The organism is Flexivirga oryzae, assembly GCF_014190805.1.
In the GTDB taxonomy this organism is placed as follows: Bacteria; Actinomycetota; Actinomycetes; order Actinomycetales; family Dermatophilaceae; genus Flexivirga; species Flexivirga oryzae.
In genome coordinates this window covers 247,153-264,635 of record NZ_JACHVQ010000005.1, presented here as the reverse complement: position 1 = coordinate 264,635, position 17,483 = coordinate 247,153, and the positions used below count along the sequence as shown (strand labels likewise).

Sequence of the window (17,483 nt, the reverse complement as noted above, 5' to 3'; positions counted from 1 at the left end):
GATGTGCACGAATCGCCCGTCCCTTCAGGCCCCGGGCCGATCGGTGGACGTGCCCGGCGCAGGGCGCATGAGCAAGATCACACCCGCTCAGGGCATTCCTGAATGGCGCATTCGGATTCTTTCCCTAGCATGCGTGCGACCTGACGGGGTCGCGCTCGCCTCCCCGCCATATCTCGTTCGGGCACCTGCACTCATCCAGGAGGCCCCCGCGCAGGAGGCTGCCATGCGACACCCCGGGAACGTCGACGGCTCGGTACACCGAGGCGATCGGCGGTGAGTCTGGTGCGTCTGCCAGCACGGCAACTGAGCGAACCGGAGCAGCGGGCGAAGGTCGTCGCGCTCGCGCGGCGGTGGCTGATCCGACTCGGGATCGCCGCCCTCGTCGTCATCGCGGCCGTCGTGCTCTTCCAGGTCGCGGTGCGCATCGCCACGTCCTACATGTGGTTCGACTCGGTGGACGCCGGCTCGGTGTACTCCAAGGAGATCTGGGCGAAGGTGCTGCTCTTCGTCGTGTTCGGCGGCATCGCGGCAGCCGTCGGAGCGGCCACCATGCTCGCCGTCGCCCGCGCCGGCAACCGACTGTGGATCCACCCGGAGAACGACGTGTTCCGCGGTGCGTTCCGCCGGTACGAGCCGTATTTCCGCTGGTTCCTCGTGCTGCTCGCGACGGTCGTGCCGGGAGTGCGGGTCGGTGAGCGCGCGGCAGCCCGCTGGCAGACCTACCTGCTGTGGAGCCACGCGCAGCCGTGGCATGCCACCGACCCGGTGTTCCACAAGGACATCTCGTTCTACATCGAGGTCTACCCCTTCCACGTCGCCGTCGACTCGCTGCTGACCGTCGTCGTCACGTACGCCCTGGGCATCACGCTCGTCGCCGGGTATTGGTACGGCGGCTGGCGGGTGCGTGGCGGGCGTCAGAAGGTGACCCGGCCGTTCATCGTCCTGCTGTCGGTGCTGTTCGCCGGGTACGTGATCCTCAAGGCGGTCGGTTACTGGCTGGCGCGGTATGCCGCAACCACCTCCGGCCAGGGGCCGGTCACCGGTGCCGGGTACACCGCGGTGCACGCGCTCGTCCCCAGCAAGGACGTGATGGTGGTCATCGCCATCCTGTGCGCCGCAGTGCTGGTGGCCAATGCGCTCGTGCTCGGACGGACCCGCATGCTGGTGGGCGCGCTGGCGGCGCTCCTGGTGGCCGCGGTCGTCGTCGGCATCGGCTGGCCGAAGATGGTCTACCGGTTCCGCGAGGCCCCCAGCCAGGCGCAGGTCGACCTGCCCGAGATCGCGCGGAACCAGCAGGCCACGCTCACCGCGTTCGACCTGCACAACAACGTCACCACCGTGCCGTACAAGTCGTCGAGCACGACGAAAGCGGCCGACCTGACGAAGCTGGCGGGCAGCACCGCCCAGATCCCGGTGCTCGACCCCAACAAGTTGTCCCCGACGTTCACCGTCAAGCAGCAACTGCAGCCGTACTACCAGTTCAAGTCGACCCTCGACGTCGGCAACTACGACCTGCCCGGGACCAAGGCCCAGGACGTCGTCATCGCGGCACGCGAACTGAACCTGTCCAGCATCCCGAGCGGCAGCTGGGTCAACAGCCACCTCGTGTACACCCACGGCTACGGCGTGGTGGCGGCGCCGTCGTCCCGGACCGATACGAACACCGAGAGCCCCGTGTTCCTGGACGGTGGCATGCCGCCGTCCCAGGAGATCCGGGTGACCCGCCCGCAGATCTACTTCGGTCAGAGCTTCTCGCCCTCGGCCTACTCCATCGTGGGCGAACCGGCCGGCAGCAAGCAGCAGCTCGAGTTCGACCACCCGGCGGCGAAGGGCTCGTCGAGATCGGCGACCACGACCTACCGCGGCGACGGCGGGATCCCGATCGGCTCGACGCTGCGCCGTTTCCTGTTCGCAGTGCAGCTGAAGAGCCCGAGCATCCTGTTCAGCTCGGAGCTGAACAGCGCCTCCCAGCTCCTGGAGGTGCGCAACCCACGCGCGCGCGTCGCGAAGATCGCGCCCTGGCTGACCCTGGACGGCGACGTGTATCCGGCCGTGGTCGACGGGCAGATCAAGTGGGTGGTCGACGGCTACACCACGACCAACAAGTATCCCGACTCGCAGCTGTTCAACCTGCGCAGCGCCACCGGCACCACGCTGACCCAGGATGGGTCGTCGGTCTCGCAGTCGAGCAGCGGCGTCAACTACATGCACAACTCGGTGAAGGCCGTCGTCGACGCATACACCGGCAAGGTGACGCTGTATGCGTGGAACCAGAAGGCTCAAGCCGATCCGCTGCTGAGCGCGTGGGAGTCGGTCTTCCCCGGACTGGTCAAGCCGCAGTCGAGCATCCCGTCCGCGCTGTTGTCGCAGCTGCGCTACCCGACCGACCTGTTCAACATGCAGCGCACCGTGCTGGCCAAGTACCACGTCACCGGCGCGGCGAACTTCTACAGCGGCAACGACTTCTGGACCGTCCCGACCGACCCGACGGTGGCCGCCACCAAGACGATGAACGCCACCGGCAGCGCGTCCAGCGCGAGCAGCCCGAACCAGGCCTCGGCATACATCTCGTTGTCCGCGACCGGCTACGGCAAGGCGCGCTACGCGTTGTCCAGCCCGCTGGTCACCTACAACGGCAGGGACCTGGCGGCCTTCATGTCGGTCAACGCCAAACCCGGCCCCGATTACGGCAAGATCACCGTGCTCGACTTCCCGTCCGACGGCGGCGGCGAGTCCCCGTCGCAGGTGCAGAACGACATCGAGTCGGACACGACGATCACCGAGGCCCTCACCCTGCAACGCGGGGGCCAGTCGAAGGTGGTGCTCGGCTCGCTGGAGGCCATCCCCGTCGCCGGACAGCTGCTGTATGTCGAACCCGTATACACCCAGTCCACCGGCAGCCAGTCGTTCCCGATCCTGCGGCACGTCATCGCGCTGTACGGCAACGGCGCCCCGTCGTTCGAGAACAACCTCGGGTCGGCGGTGCGGGCGGCGATGGACTCGGCGGCGACCCGGGCACAGGGCTGACGGCCCGTCGCCCGGCGCTCAGCCGGGCGAACCGAAACCCAGCGCGTCCAGCTTCTTCTCCAGGTAGGGCGCCAGGGTGCGGGAGTAGGTCGCGGTCATGTGTGACGCGTCGAAGTAGACGGTGACGCCGCCGATCACCGCGGGACAGGTCGTCCTGGTGCAGAAGTACTTCGTCAGGTCGATGGTGTGCACACCCGGCACCCCCGCCGCGGCGGCGGTGTACGGGTAGTACCACTTCCACGACGCCGGCGTGCCGGAGCACGCGTCGTTCGCACCGGCGTGCTCGGCCAGACAGTCGGGGATGTTCTGCACGGTCCGGCCGGGATAGGGCAGGTCGTGCAGCACGACGATCGGGGTGCCCCCGGCGGACCACTTCTTCAGGTAGCTGTGGAAGCCGGCCTGCGCGAGTTTCTCGCTCGTGGACCAGTCGTGCTGGCCCGCCGCCTGCACCGACTCGCGGTTGGAGGTGAGGATCAGGTCGTACTGCCCGTGCGCGGTCTGGTCCAGCACCCACTGGCCGTAGTCGTGGCAGTTGTCCGCCATCTCCTCGGTGGCGAACTGCTGGCGGGTGTCGCTCGGAGCGCACTGGGAGATGAGGTAGGTCGTGACCGTCCAGTTGTTCTTCCTGGCGAGCTCCTGCAACGCCGGCTGCCAGTGCCCGGCGTGCGAGTTGCCCACCAGTGCGACCTTGACGGAGCCGTCGCCGAAGTGGCAGACCGGGCGGCTGGTGAACGGCGAATAGGACCAGCAGTTGTCCGCGTACGCGTCCTCCTTGTCGTCCTTGGCGGCATCGGGCGACGGCACCGGGGTCTTCGCCGGGTCCTGCGGGCAGGCCCGGAACCCCTTGGCCATCGACGCCGCACCGAAGCAGGGTCCGGCATCGGCGATGGCTGCTTCGGCGGCGCGCTGCTCGGCCTGGATGTGCGCGTTGCCCGCCCACCACCAGCCGGCCGCCGCCAGCGCCAACGCCACCATCGCCGCGACCCCGTAGCGGTAGGTGTTGCGCAGCACCCGGGGCGTGCGGCGCTGCCGGAAGACGTCCTCGACGAACCGCTTGGACAGTCCCGCGAGCGCGATCGATGCGACGAGGACCGCGCACTTGTCGAGTATGCCGAGGTCGCCGCTGACGTAGGGCAACAGGACGATGAGCGGCCAGTGCACCAGGTAGAGCGAATAGGAGATGTCGCCGACGTACTGCACCGGCCGGAGACCGAGCAGCCGGCCGAGGATCGACGAACCGTCCGGGCGGGCCCACAGCACCAGTGCCGTTCCGAGCGTCGGCAGCAGCGCGACGTAGCCGGGGAACGCCATACTGCCGACATACCGGACGCCCGAGACGAGGATCGCGGCGATGCCCAGCCAGGCCAGGACCGCACGCGCCGGGCGCGTCATACCCTCAACACTCGCTGCCGGCAGGGCGGCGACGATCCCGCCGAGTGCCAGCTCCCACATCCGGGTCGGGGTGACGAAGTAGGCGCCCGCGGGGTTCTTCCCGGTGTACCAGACGGACACCACCAGGGATGCGGCGAACACCGCGCCGATCACCGTCTGCAGCCGCCACGTGGCCCGGGCGGTGTCCGCCGGCTCCGCGGTCGTGCGACGGTAGGCCCACCACACGGCCAGCGCCATGAGGAACGGCCACACCACGTAGAACTGCTCCTCCACCGACAGCGACCAGTAGTGCTGCAACGGGCTCGGGGCGTCGTCCTCGGCGAGGTAGTTGACGCTGTGGGCCGCGAGGACCCAGTTCTGGACGTAGAAGGTGCTGGCGAGGATCTGGCGTGCGGTGCTGACCCAGATCGTCGACGGTGCGATCAACCAGGTGGCCGCCCCGGTGGCCAGCAGCACCGCCAGTGCCGCGGGCACCAGGCGGCGGATGCGGCGCGCCCAGAACTCCGCGAACGCACGGCCCGACCGTGGCGGGGTCTTCAGCAGCACCGCGGTCATCAGGAAACCGGAGATCACGAAGAAGACGTCGACCCCGACGAATCCGCCGGTCAGGCGGCTCGGCCAGATGTGGTAGAGGACCACCAGGAGCACCGCGATGGTCCGCAGACCCTGTATGTCGGGCCGGAACCCGGTGGAACTGCCGATGCTCCTCCGCGGCAGCGCGACAGGTCGGGTTGCGGTCGGCACGGCAGCACAGCCTACGTGCCGCTGCTGTGCGCAGGCTGCTCCCGCACCGGGACCACCCCCGCGCGCGCCGGGCCGACATTGGGATCGCGCAGCTTCATCTGACATCCTTCAGCGTGCGGCCATGGGCCGGTCGGTCGAACGCACAGGAAGCGAGATCACTTGAACCGGGCACGCTCAAAGTTCAGTGTCGTGGTGCCGTTGTTCCGCACCGAGAAGTACGTGAGCGAGTTGCTGGACTGCTTCGACGCGCAACGACCCGGCGACTACGACCTCGAGTTCATCTTCGTCGACGACGGGTCCGACGATGCGTCGGGCGATCTCGCGCAGGCGTGGTTGGACCGCACTGCTGCCGACGGCCGAGTGGTCCGCCAGGAGAACGGCGGTGTCTCACGGGCCCGCAACACCGGCATCGGCGCGGCATCCGGGGACTGGGTCACCTTCCCGGACTCCGACGACCTGCTGAGCGACGACTACTTCGCCGAGGCCGCGGGAGCACTGCGGGGCGCGGGGTCGGAGGCGGCCCTGCTCAGCGCCAACGTCTGGTACTACGACGAGGCGACCGGCGCACGGCGCAACACCCACCACCTGCGGCACAAGTTCTACGGCGCGGACGGCACGGTGGATCTGCAGCACTCGCCGACCTTCCTGCAGACCCAGGCCGCGTCGGCGTTCTTCCGGCTCGACATCATCCGCGAACACGACATCGCGTTCGTCGACGGCCTGCGGGTGGCCGAGGACGCGGTGTTCGCCGCCACCTACCTGTTGCACGCCCCCAACAGGTTGATGGCGCCGCTGCGCAGGTCGCTCTACTACTACCGCCGGCGCGGTGACGGCTCGTCGGCGGCCAACTCCTACACGACCAATCCCGACTTCTACTTCGGCCGGTTCGAGCGCGGCTACCTGCCGCTGCTGGAACTCGCCCGGTCCCTGGGAGACGTCCCGCGGTGGCTGGAATACCTCATCCTGTACGACCTGAGCTGGTACTTCCCCCGCGAGATGGAACGCGACCGCAAGGCGATCCACCTGTCGGACGCCGAGAAGGCCCGGGCCGTCGAGCTGTTGCAGGCGGTGCTGCAGCAGATCAGCGAGGCGGCGATCGTCAACTACCGGCTGACCCGGGTGAACTCCGAGGTCCGCGCACTGATGCTCACCCTCAGCGGCCGCCCGCTGCCCGACGCCGGCACGGTCCGCGTCTCCCGGAACATTCCCGGTGCGTTCGAGATCTGCTACCTCTACCAGGGCGAGCTGCCCGAGGAGCTCGTCGAGAGCGACGGCCGGCCGGTCACACCCGTTGCGGCGAAGACCCGCAGACTGGACTACCTGGGCCAGCAGTTGCTGCGCGAACGGATCCTGCGACTGCCCGAACTCACCGACGTCGGGCTCGTCCTGGACGGCAGACCGCGTCCGCTGCGGGACGGCGGTTACGACCTGGGTGCGTCGGAGGTGTCAGCCTCGGGAGCCGGACCGGACAAGGGCGGCAGGCCCGCCGCGCCGCTGTGGCGACGGGTCGCCTTCCGTGGCGCTGTGGAGTTGATCTGCTTCACCAAGGCCCCGATCAACGCACCCACCGCCACCCGCAAGGCGGTCGCGTTGCGGCGCAAGCGGTACCGCACGGCGCTGCGCACGCTGTCCCGCACGCCGTACTTCGCGAAGAGGTTCGCCGGCGCGTGGCTGATCATGGATCGGCTGGGCTCGGCCCGTGACAACGGCGAGTACCTCTACGAGTACCTGCGCTCCGAGCGACCCGACATCAACGCGTGGTTCGTGTTGCAGAAGAACAGCCCGGAGTGGGACCGGCTGAGTAAACAGGGTTTCCGGCTGATCGCGTACCGCAGCGTCGAGCACCAGGCCGCGCTGCAGCATGCGGCGATCGTCGCGTCGTCCCAGTTGGACGTGGAGGTCATCCAGCCGATCCCGGCGGACTTCTACCCCGGCAGCAACCGGCCCTGGAGGTTCGTCTACCTGCAACACGGTGTGCTGCAGCACGACCTGTCGCACTGGTTCAACGGCAAGAGCATCGACCTGCTGACCACGGCCAGCGTCGACGAGGACGAGTCGATCGTCGCCGACGGGAGCTCCTACCGGCTGACGTCCGACAGTGTGGTGCTGACCGGGTTCCCCCGGCACGACGACATCCTGCGGGCGGCGCGACGGCACCCGTACGACGACCGGTCGGTGGTGCTCATCGCCCCGACCTGGCGCAACAGCCTCTTCCTGCCCAAGCCGTCGTTCGCGGCGCGGCGCAGGCTGCGGGACCCGTTCCTGCAGACCGAGTACGGCCGCAACTGGATGGGGCTGTTGCGGCACCCGGCCCTTCAGCGGCTCGTCGACGAGGAGAACGCCCGGATCGTCTACCTCCCCCACCCGAACTTCCGCGGCAACACTCCGGACGTCACCTACCCGGACCATGTGACGGTGATCGACTCGACCCCGGACCTACACGACCTGATGGCGAGCGCACGGGTCACCGTGACCGACTACTCGTCCATCTTCTTCGATGCGGCGCTCGCGGGATCGAGGATCGTCTACTTCCAGTTCGACCGTGCCGAGTTCCTCAGCGGATCCCACACCTACCTGCCGGGCTACTGGGACTACGACGAGCACGGTTTCGGCCCGGTCGCGACCGACCTGGACGGCGCGGCACGGCTGACCGCCGACGCGTACTCGGCGCAGGGGACGCAGTGGCCGCAGCTGTACCGCGAGCGGATCGAGCGGACGCTGCCCCTCGCGGACGGCGACTCCGCCCGCCGCATCACCGAGCTGATCCAGACCAAGTTCGGCTGCTGACCCGCCGCCCGCGGCCGGCGGACCCGGTGGGTCAGGGGCCGGCCGGCGTGTCCACGCTCGCGGCGTCCGCAGGCTGCGCCGCGGGCAGCTTCCGGCGTACGTCGATGACCGCACCGGTCAGCTCCGAGGCCAGCACCGCCAGGGACGACTCGGCGACCTGCTCCGCGGACAGCAGGGTGCCCGGCGGTTCCTCACCGAACGCGGCCAGCCGCATCGGCGTGGCGGCCCGCTCGGGGTTGACGACGTTGACCTTGATGTTGTCGGCGGCCCATTCCTCCGACAGCGCCTGGGTCAGGTTGACCACCGCCGCCTTGGTCGAGGAGTACAGCGCGTAGTTCTCCCGGCCCCGGGTGTAGGACGAGGAGGTGAAGTTGAGCAGGTGGCCACCCGACTTCTTCAGGTAGGGGTAGGCCGCACGCGCCACGTTGACCGGCGCCAGGTAGTTGACGTCGATCACCTTGGCGACATCCTCGGCGCTGGCGTCGGCCAGCCGCCCCATCTGCAGCACACCGGCGGTCAGCACCACCGCGTCGATCTTTCCGTGCTCCTGCGCGGTCTTCTCGAACGCCTCCGCGATCTGGTCGGCGTCCTCCACGTGCAGACCGGTCGTCGAGCGTCCGTGGGCGACCACGGTCGCGCCGAAACTGCGTGCCAACCGGTCGATCTCGGCGCCGATGCCGTAGCTGCCGCCGAGGATCACGATCGTCTTGCCGGTGAAGTACTCGCGCAGGTCCTCCTCCGGCACGGGCGCCTCCTGGGTGCCCAGCTGGAAGAACTTGTCGACGATGTACATGTCGAGCGGGTAGGTGACCTTCATGTTGCGGTCGGACCCGAGGATCGTCTTGGTCCGCACGTCGGGCAGGTACTTCAACACCACGCCGCAGTCATCGGTCGCGGAGAAGTAGGGGTCGTCCACGGCCAGGTCGTAGGCCGCGCGCAGCACCGACAACTTGAACCCCTGCGGCGTCTGCCCGCGCCGCAGGAAACCCCGGTCGGGGATGTGCGTGATGATCTCGTCCTCGTCGACGGTCACGATGGTGTCGGCGGACGGGATGACGACATCGACGGCGTTGTAGCTGTCCAAGGCTGCCGCGCAGTCCTTGAGGATGCGGCCGTCGACCAGCGGCCGCACGGCGTCGTGCAGCAGGATCTTGGCCTCCTCCTCCTCGATCGCGTTGAGGACACGCATCGTGGTCTCGTTGCGGCTCGAACCGCCGTCCAGGATCCGGGAGACCTTGGGGTACTTGTCGCCCAGGATCGTGGCGGTCTTCTCCGCCCATCCGGGGGTCACCATCACGATCATCTCGTCGATCACCGCGGAGTCGTGCAGGGCCGCGACAGTGTGCTCCAGAATGGTCTTGCCGGACACCTTGACCATCTGCTTGGGCACGCTCAGCCCGAGCCGTGCCCCGACACCACCGGCCAGCACAACGCCATACGTCTTCACGCGGTCACTCCCTAGAATTTCGTCGACACCGGTCGCGCCCCGGCCTCCGGCCAGGGCTGGGCCAGCCTAACAAGGGCGCCCCGTCGGTCAGCCGCTCGTGGTGGCCGTTTCGGGGGTGTCCCGCAGCACCGACGCCGCGGCGTCCAGGAAAAGCCGGACGCTGTCCCGCTCGTCGCCCAAGTAGTAGGAGCGCAACTCCTGCCGCACCGGTCCCAGCGGGTCGGGGGCCGCGCCGACCAGGGGTGCCAGACCGGACGCCAGGTCGTCCTCGCCCAGATCGATCAGGTATGTCGCCCGCAGCACCGGGTACTCCTCGGCGTCGGCGAGCCGCCACGTCCCGATGGGCAGCACCACCGCCATGGGCTTGCACGACGCGAGGTAGTCGGACGCGACGCTCGAGACGTCCGTCACCAGGGCGTCCGACCGGTTGTAGTTGCCGATGATGCTCTCCCGCAGAGCCCGTGAACTGGTGAGGTGCGGACACTGCGGGGTACTGGCGGCCGCCAGCAGCGCGTCGATGCGGGCGATCATGCCGGCCTGCTGCCGGTGACCCGCCGACAGCGGGTGCGGGCGGAAGATGACGCGGGCACCGGTGTCGAGCAGGGTCCGGACGATCCGCTCGCCGTGCTCCAGCGAGCTCAGGCTCATCTCCCGCATCCCGGACTGCCAGGTGGGCGCGTACAGCACGGTGGGGCGCTCCGGCACCGGGTCGCTGTTGGTCTCGGCGACCGCCGCGACCTGCGGGCGGCCCACGATGACGAACTTCTCCTTCGGCATGACGACGCCGTGGCGTGCGAACCGGTCGATCGCCGCCGGTCCCGCGACGAAGTCGCGGTCGAACATCGCGAAGATCGGGTGGTAACTGGACGGCTTGTCCGAGTCGCCGTGGTTGAGGTGCACGTGTGTGCGGTCCAGGTAGCGGACCCCGTCCGAGATCGAGCCGTTGATGTTGACGTAGAAGAGGGCTCGCACGCTGGGCACCATGCACACGTCCAGGCCGGTCACCGCCGGGCACGCGATCACCGGAGCGCTGGTGTTCAGCCGTGCGGCCCGCGGCAGCAGCTGCGCGGTGCGGGACAGGATCGCGAACGGAACACCGAGCTGCTCCAGGTAGGGCAGCCACATCTTCAGCTGATAGTCGCCAGCCACCGGGCCGCTGAAGTAGACGTAGAACTGCGGCGCGTACCGCTCGATGGCCAGTGCCACGGCACGGTCGGCGCTGCCGTCCCGGCGGGCGTGCACGATGGCGCGCAGCCGGGCGGCGCACCGGGCCATCCAGGCCAGTGCCAGCACGAGCGCCAGCGCACCGACGTAGGACGGAACGTCCCGGATGGACTCGGCGATCAGCAGCAGCGCGAGCAGGATGCCGGCGACCGGTACGGCGGTCGAGAGCGCCCCGGGCTCCTGCGCCCGTCGATCGGTGGGCACACCGGGCAGGTTGACCGCGCGGATGCGTGGCACGACGCGCTGGTGCAACTGCCCCTGGCCGAGGCCGACCAGCACGCCGGCACCCACCAGGAGCGCCACCCAGACGGTGGCCGCGCCGTGCGCGCCGAGGCTCAGTGCACAGGACAGCACGGCGACCACCGAGGACGTGGTCATCGCCGCGCTCGGCTGCTGCCGGCGGGCCAGCGAGTAGACCCGGGCCTGCTGCCCGAGGGCGAGTATGCCGACAAGGAGTCCCGGAGCCGGAAGGGCCGCCAGCGCCGCCGTGCCTGCGGCGAGGAGGAGCAGAACCTCGTGGGACCGCAGGAGGCGCTTGGCGACCGACACCAGCCGGTTGCGGACCGAGACGCTCATGCCTTCACCCGCGGCGATGCCATGATCGCCGCGAAGTGCCCGATCACGGCCAGCCAGACCAGCACCACCAGGACGGGGACCGCGACCCGGAACACCTGCTGGTCGTCGCCCAGGACGAGCCCGACGATCCCGAGGCCGAGGGACACCAGACCGAGGTCAACCGAGTGGAAGATCCGGTGGAACGGCAGAAAGCGGAAAACCTTGCGCGCCATACCGATCAGGCTCGTCGTCGGAACCGCTTTCGCCTCCGCCGTGTCCGGCAGGCGGTCGAGCCCCGCGAGCGCGCGCGCGACGTGCACCATGTCGTTGAGCGACTTGTTGATCAGGATCCCGCCCATCAGCAGGCCGCCGAGGAACGCATACTTCCACGGATCGACATCGGCCGGGTGGCCGCCGACGACGCCGGCCGCCCGCAGGCCCAACGCCAGCCCGACGAAGCCCTCCGTGGTGTAGTGCGCGACCCGGTCCAGGAAGATGCCGGCCGGGCTGAAACGCTGCCGCCACCTCGCGAGCTCGCCGTCGACCGCGTCCAGGAACATCTGCAGCTGGCCGAACAGCACGGCGAGGATCGGACCCCAGATGCCCGGGATGAGCAGCGACGCACCGACGCACCACCCCGACACGATCATGATGCCGGTGACCCCGTTGGGGGTGATCCGCGTCGGCACCAGCAGCCGGGTCAGGTGTACCGAGCCGTCGCGCATGTAGAAGCCGGACCAGTGCTCGGCGTTCTTGCGCCCCCGCACCGACTCCGGCTGGCACACCGCCCGCAGCTCGGCGATCGCCGGTCGGCGACGCTGATCATTCACGAGAGTCCTCACAGTTGTTCACCGGCACGATTGTCGCAGGTCACGTGCCGGACACCGGGCAGGCAGGAGCCGTTCGCCGACGATTCCGGGGTGTGTTGTTCCACGATTCCGTGATAGCTGCTGAACAATGGTCGAAGCTGAATGCGCGGGCGGACCGTCACCCCACCCGCCCCACCCGTCACCACCGACCCGTCTGGTAATTGAATGAAGACCGTTCCACTCGCACCGTACGAGGACGACGAAGGCAATCGCATCGAATACACCGGGCCTCCGTCGGAGGCGGTGCAGATCACCTTCCGTGGCCGCGACAACGTCGCGCGCATCCACGCCGACGCCCATACGCGCAGCCTGCAGGTCGACTTCAACGCCAGCAACGGGACCTTCGAGCTCGGCGCGAACCCGAAGCGGCGCGGGTTCGCCGCCCAGGTGCGGGTCGGCCAGGACGCCACGGTGCGGGTGAGGGACGGGGTGTCCGCGACGGCCAAGGTCGTCATCTCCGCAGTGGAGGGCGTGACGGTCGACATCGGCGAGGACACCATGTTCGCCAGTCAGAACCAGGTGCGTGCGGACGACGGGCACCCGATCTTCGACGTACGGACCGGGGAACGGATCAACCTCGCCCGATCGATCCACATCGGCGCGCACACCTGGCTCGGTTGGGGGTCCATCGTGCTCGGCGGCGTCGAGATTGGGGAGGGCACGGTCGTCGGCGCCAACAGCATCGTCACCCGCAGCCTGCCCAACAACGTCATCGCGGTCGGGTCCCCCGCGGTGGTGGTCCGCACCGACATCGCCTGGGAACGGCCCCACCTCGGCCTCACCGAACCGTTCTACAAGCCGCACTCCTCGACCGTGAAGAAGTCGAAGTACTGGCGGCGTACCGACCCGGAGTTCAGCGCGGACCACCTGGTCGAGGCACATCCGCCAACCGTCCGACCCCAGCGGCCGGTGTCCACTGCGCGGCGATCGGTCACCCGCGCTCGCCGGCTGGCCGGCCGGCTGCGCAACGCGCTGGCCGACCGCACCGGTTGAGAACGTGAAAGGGCCGCCGCGCCGGGTGACGCGGCGGCCCTTCCATGAGTCTGCTCAGCTGTTGATCATCCCGGCACCGACGGTGTTGCCGGTGGCCTCGTCGATGAGGATGAACGAGCCGGTCGTGCGGTTGCGTTCGTACGGGTCGGTCATCAGCGGGGTCGTCACCCGCAGCTGCACCCGGCCGATCTCGTTGAGTGCGAGCTCACCCGCGGCGAGATCCCGGTGCAGCGTGTTGACGTCCAACCGGTACTGCACGTCCTTGACGATCGCGCGCGCCGTCCGCGTGGTGTGCTTGATCGCGAGCTTCTGCTTGGGCTTCAGCGGGGCACTGGTCATCCAGCACACCATCGCGTCCAGGTCCTGCGTCTGGGCCGGCAGGTTCTTGGTCCGGCAGATCATGTCCCCGCGCGAGACGTCGACGTCGTCGGTGAGCCGGACGACCACTGACATCGGCGCGTAGGCCTCGTCCAGCTCGCGGTCGTACAGGTCGATGCCCTCGATCGTGGAGGTCATCCCGCTCGGCAGCACCATGACCTCGTCACCCGGCTTGAGGACACCACCGGCGACCTGACCGGCGTAACCGCGGTAGTCGTGGTGCTCGTCGGACTTGGGGCGGACGACGTACTGCACCGGGAAGCGCACGTCCCGCATCGCGCGGTCCGAAGCGATGTGCACGTTCTCCAGGTGGTGCATGAGGGAGGGGCCCTGGTACCAGGGCATGTTCTCCGAACGGGTGACCACGTTGTCGCCCTGGAGCGCGGAGACCGGGATCACCTGCAGGTCGGGGATGTTCAGCCGCGACGCGAACGAGGTGAACTCCTTGTCGATCTTCTCGAAGGTCGCCTGGTCGTAGTCGACCAGGTCCATCTTGTTGACCGCCAGCAGCAGGTGCGGCACCCGCAGCAGGGAGAGCAGCACCGCGTGCCGCCGCGACTGCTCGGTGAGGCCCTGCCGCGCGTCGACCAGGACCAGGCCGAGGTCGGAGGTGGAGGCGCCGGTGACCATGTTGCGGGTGTATTGCACGTGGCCCGGGGTGTCGGCGATGATGAACTTGCGCCTCGGGGTGGCGAAGTAGCGGTACGCGACGTCGATGGTGATGCCCTGCTCCCGTTCCGAGCGCAGGCCGTCGGTCAGCAGGGCGAGGTCGGTGTAGTCGTAGCCGCGGGACTGGCTGGTCGCCTCGACCGACTCCAGCTGGTCCTCGAAGATCGCCTTCGAGTCCAGCAGCAGCCGGCCGATCAACGTCGATTTGCCGTCGTCCACGGAGCCCGCCGTCGCGAATCGCAGCAGATCCATGTCCTGAATCACCTGGGTCATTTAGAAGTAACCTTCCTTCTTCCGGTCCTCCATCGCTGCCTCGGAGAACCGGTCGTCCCCTCGGGTCGCCCCCCGCTCGGTGACCCGAGCCACTGCGATCTCCTCGATGATCTTCTCCAGCGTGTCCGCCTCCGACTCCACGCAGCCGGTGAGCGTCATGTCGCCAACCGTCCGGAAACGCACGGTCCGCTCCTCCACCGTCTCGCCGTCCCTGGGTTGCACGGCGTCGGACGCGGACAGCAGCATGCCGTCCCGCGCGATCACCTTGCGCCGGTGTGCGTAGTAGATGGAGGGGATCTCGATCTGCTCCTGGGCGATGTAGTTCCAGATGTCCAGCTCGGTCCAGTTGGACAGCGGGAAGATCCGCATGTGCTCGCCCTCGTGCAGGCGGCCGTTGTAGAGCGACCACAGCTCGGGACGCTGGTTCTTGGGGTCCCACTGGCCGAACTCGTCACGGTGGGAGTAGATCCGCTCCTTGGCGCGCGCCTTCTCCTCGTCGCGGCGACCGCCACCGAAGGCCGCCGTGAAGCCGTTCTCCTCGATGACGTTCAACAGGGTGCCGATCTGCAACCGGTTGCGACTCGTCTTGCCGTCGTCGACGACGACGCCGTTCTTGATCGCCTCGTCGACGGAGGCCACGACCAGGCGCGCGCCGAGGCGACGGACCCAGTTGTCGCGTGCCTGCAACACCTCGGGGAAATCGAACCCGGTGTCGACCTGGAGCACGGGGAACGGCAGCTTTGCCGGATGGAAGGCCTTCTCCGCCAGGCGGAGCATGACGATCGAGTCCTTGCCGCCGGAGCACATGAGGACCGGGTGCTCGAACTCCGCCGCCACCTCGCGGAAGATGTGGATCGACTCCGCCTCGAGCTCGTCGAGCTGGCTCAGTCGATAGTCGGGATGAGTCTGCATGCTGGGCATAACTCCTGCTGGATTACTGTGGACACGCCGGAGGATAGCTGCAGACCTGGCTCCGGTGTTGGGCTGCCTTGTTGAAAGACTGACTATATGCCGGAACCGAGAGCGCCCCAGATCTGCCCACCGCTCGAAACACTCGACGATCTGCTGCTGCTGCGCGACGGGATCCCGGTGCTCGGCCCGGAGGCCGCCCAGCGGCTCTACCTGCCGGAGGCGACCGAGCCCGGTCGGGTCGAGCTCGTCGACCCGGAGGGCGTCCCGTTCGCCCGGGTCGATCTGACGCAGAGCAGTGACGGCCACGCCACCCTCACCGCACCGCCGGAGTGGCTGGGGACGGTGTCGACGCGCCCGTTCGAGCAGCTCTACACGCCGCCCGCGTCGGTTCGCGCGGACCTGGACGGGGACGGGACCACCGTCATCGTCGACCGTCCGCTGCAGGCCGGTGACCTTGACCGGTTCGGCGACGCCGAGCTGACCCTGCTGGTGCTGGCCGGCCCGTCGATCGAACCCGGTGCCGCCGCGCTGTCCAGCATCCGGTCGGCGCTGACGGCCGCGGCGCAACGCGCCGACACTCGTGTCGTCGCCGTGCCGCTCACCGCCGCCAGGGCAACCGCCGAACCGGCGCTGCTGGAGACGGTGACGACGGGTTACGGGGCGGGAGCCGCCGCCCGGTTGCCCGCGACGACGGACACCCCAGGGAACGCCGGAGGGCTGGTGCTGTTCTTCACCGGACTGTCCGGGTCGGGCAAGTCGACCGTCGCACGCGCCGTCCGCAACGGGATCCTGGAACGCGACGGACGGCCGGTGACCCTGCTGGACGGCGACGTCGTGCGGCGCAACCTGTCCGCCGGACTCGGGTTCTCCCCGGCGGACCGGGAGACCAACATCCGCAGGATCGGCTGGGTGGCCGCCGAGCTCGCCCACCACGGCGGACTGGCGATCTGCAGCCCGATCGCACCGTACGACCGGACCCGGAAGGAAGTGCGCCGCATGGTGACCGAGCGTGGTGGAACGCTGGTGCTGGTCCACATCGCCACCCCCGTGGAGGAGTGTGAGCGGCGGGACCGCAAGGGCCTGTACGCCAAGGCGCGCCGCGGCGAGATCCCGAACTTCACCGGCATCAGCGCGCCGTACGAACGACCGGAGGACGCCGACCTGGTGCTCGACACCACCGACCGGTCGATCGAGGCGGTGCGCGACGACGTGCTCGGCCTGCTCACCCGCCGCGACCTGCTCAGCCTCGGCCGGTGAGATGAGCGGAGTTCTCAGTTTCGACGCGCTGCAGCTGCTGATCGTCGCCTTCGGTGTCGGCATCGCCGTCGGCCTGACCGGCATGGGCGGTGGCGCCCTGATGACACCCGCCCTGGTCTTCCTCGGCATACCTCCGACGTCGGCGGTCGCCAACGACCTGGTGTCGGCCGCCATCACCAAGTCCGTCGGCGCCGCGGTGCACCTGCGCAACGGATCCCCCAACAAGCAACTGATCAAGTGGCTGGTCCTGGGCTCGGTACCGATGGCACTCGTCGGGTCGCTCATCGTCAAGCTCATCGGGCCGTCCGGCGACCAGCAGAAGTTCCTCAAGGCCGCCATCGGGTGCGCCCTGCTGCTCACCGCCACGACCTACGTGGTGCGGATGTACCTCAACCTGGTCCGGCAGGCGACCGGGCGGCGGCGGACGGAGCAGAACCCGACCATCCGGCCGCTGGCGACGCTGGCGATCGGCGCCCTCGGGGGTCTGCTCGTCGGCATCACCAGCGTCGGGTCCGGGTCGCTGATCATGGTGGGGATGCTGCTGCTCTACCCCACCATGTCGTCGCTGCGGCTGGTGGGAACCGATCTGCTGCAGGCGATCCCGCTCGTCGTGGCGGCAGCCATCGGCCACATCCTGATCACCGGAGTCGACTGGTCGGTGCTGATCCCGCTGATGATCGGCGGCAGCCTCGGAACGGCCCTGGGCGCCCGGCTGGCGAGCCTGGTCAACCAGTCGGTGATCCGGCGCGGCATCGTCATGGTGCTCACCCTCACCGGCCTGGGGATGCTCGGTGTCGACCCGACCTGGGTCGGCATCCTCGGCGCCGGGATGGTGATCCTCGGACCGGTGGTGTGGGGAGCGATCCGCCGCCAGCACGGGCTGCCGGCCTTCGACCATCTCGGGTCGGCCACCTCGGGCGACGACGACTGACAGCGGGTCTGCCCGACATCCGGGT

11 protein-coding genes are annotated in these 17,483 nt (G+C 68.8%); 5 read left to right on the top strand and 6 right to left on the bottom strand.

Annotated features, from left to right (window positions below):
• The first annotated feature begins 282 nt into the window (after positions 1–282).
• Entirely contained in the window at positions 283–3,027 is a 2,745-nt protein-coding gene (locus tag FHU39_RS22235; RefSeq protein ID WP_183322914.1) for a UPF0182 family protein, read from the top strand.
• Between the two features lie 18 nt (positions 3,028–3,045).
• Here FHU39_RS22235 and FHU39_RS22230 read toward each other — a convergent pair whose 3' ends face one another.
• The gene (locus FHU39_RS22230) at positions 3,046–5,163 is read right to left on the bottom strand and encodes an SGNH hydrolase domain-containing protein (protein ID WP_183322913.1); all 2,118 of its coding nucleotides are present in this window, start codon (positions 5,161–5,163) and stop codon (positions 3,046–3,048) included.
• 189 nt (positions 5,164–5,352) lie between these two features.
• Here FHU39_RS22230 and FHU39_RS22225 point away from each other — a divergent pair, with 189 nt between their 5' ends.
• The gene (locus FHU39_RS22225) at positions 5,353–7,950 is read left to right on the top strand and encodes a CDP-glycerol glycerophosphotransferase family protein (RefSeq protein ID WP_183322912.1); all 2,598 of its coding nucleotides are present in this window, start codon (positions 5,353–5,355) and stop codon (positions 7,948–7,950) included.
• 31 nt (positions 7,951–7,981) lie between these two features.
• On the opposite strand, the gene FHU39_RS22220 is transcribed toward FHU39_RS22225, so the two are convergent.
• The 3 genes from FHU39_RS22220 to FHU39_RS22210 form a co-directional block, all read right to left on the bottom strand.
• The gene (locus tag FHU39_RS22220; protein WP_183322911.1) at positions 7,982–9,397 is read right to left on the bottom strand and encodes an SDR family NAD(P)-dependent oxidoreductase; all 1,416 of its coding nucleotides are present in this window, start codon (positions 9,395–9,397) and stop codon (positions 7,982–7,984) included.
• A gap of 87 nt (positions 9,398–9,484) precedes the next feature.
• The gene (locus tag FHU39_RS22215) at positions 9,485–11,197 is read right to left on the bottom strand and encodes a CDP-glycerol glycerophosphotransferase family protein (protein WP_183322910.1); all 1,713 of its coding nucleotides are present in this window, start codon (positions 11,195–11,197) and stop codon (positions 9,485–9,487) included.
• Positions 11,194–12,006, bottom strand: coding sequence for a CDP-alcohol phosphatidyltransferase family protein (locus tag FHU39_RS22210; protein WP_183322909.1), 813 nt, complete (start codon positions 12,004–12,006; stop codon positions 11,194–11,196). Before FHU39_RS22210 ends, FHU39_RS22215 begins: the two co-directional genes overlap by 4 nt.
• Positions 12,007–12,210: 204 nt before the next feature.
• Here FHU39_RS22210 and FHU39_RS24845 point away from each other — a divergent pair, with 204 nt between their 5' ends.
• Positions 12,211–13,038, top strand: a complete 828-nt coding sequence (locus tag FHU39_RS24845; protein ID WP_183322908.1) for an acyltransferase — start codon at positions 12,211–12,213, stop codon at positions 13,036–13,038.
• Positions 13,039–13,092: 54 nt separating this feature from the next.
• On the opposite strand, the gene FHU39_RS22200 is transcribed toward FHU39_RS24845, so the two are convergent.
• Both FHU39_RS22200 and cysD read right to left on the bottom strand, forming a co-directional pair.
• The gene (locus FHU39_RS22200; RefSeq protein ID WP_183322964.1) at positions 13,093–14,337 is read right to left on the bottom strand and encodes a sulfate adenylyltransferase subunit 1; all 1,245 of its coding nucleotides are present in this window, start codon (positions 14,335–14,337) and stop codon (positions 13,093–13,095) included.
• Positions 14,338–14,358: 21 nt separating this feature from the next.
• Positions 14,359–15,270 (bottom strand): sulfate adenylyltransferase subunit CysD, encoded by a 912-nt coding sequence (cysD, locus tag FHU39_RS22195; RefSeq protein ID WP_183322907.1) that lies wholly within the window; start codon positions 15,268–15,270, stop codon positions 14,359–14,361.
• A 96-nt stretch (positions 15,271–15,366) separates the two neighbouring features.
• On the opposite strand from cysD, the gene cysC reads away from it, so the two are divergent.
• Both cysC and FHU39_RS22185 read left to right on the top strand, forming a co-directional pair.
• Complete coding sequence (gene cysC, locus FHU39_RS22190; RefSeq protein WP_221185807.1) at positions 15,367–16,527, top strand: adenylyl-sulfate kinase; 1,161 nt, start codon at positions 15,367–15,369, stop codon at positions 16,525–16,527.
• A gap of 1 nt (position 16,528) precedes the next feature.
• Complete coding sequence (locus tag FHU39_RS22185; protein ID WP_183322906.1) at positions 16,529–17,458, top strand: sulfite exporter TauE/SafE family protein; 930 nt, start codon at positions 16,529–16,531, stop codon at positions 17,456–17,458.
• Positions 17,459–17,483: the final 25 nt, after the last annotated feature.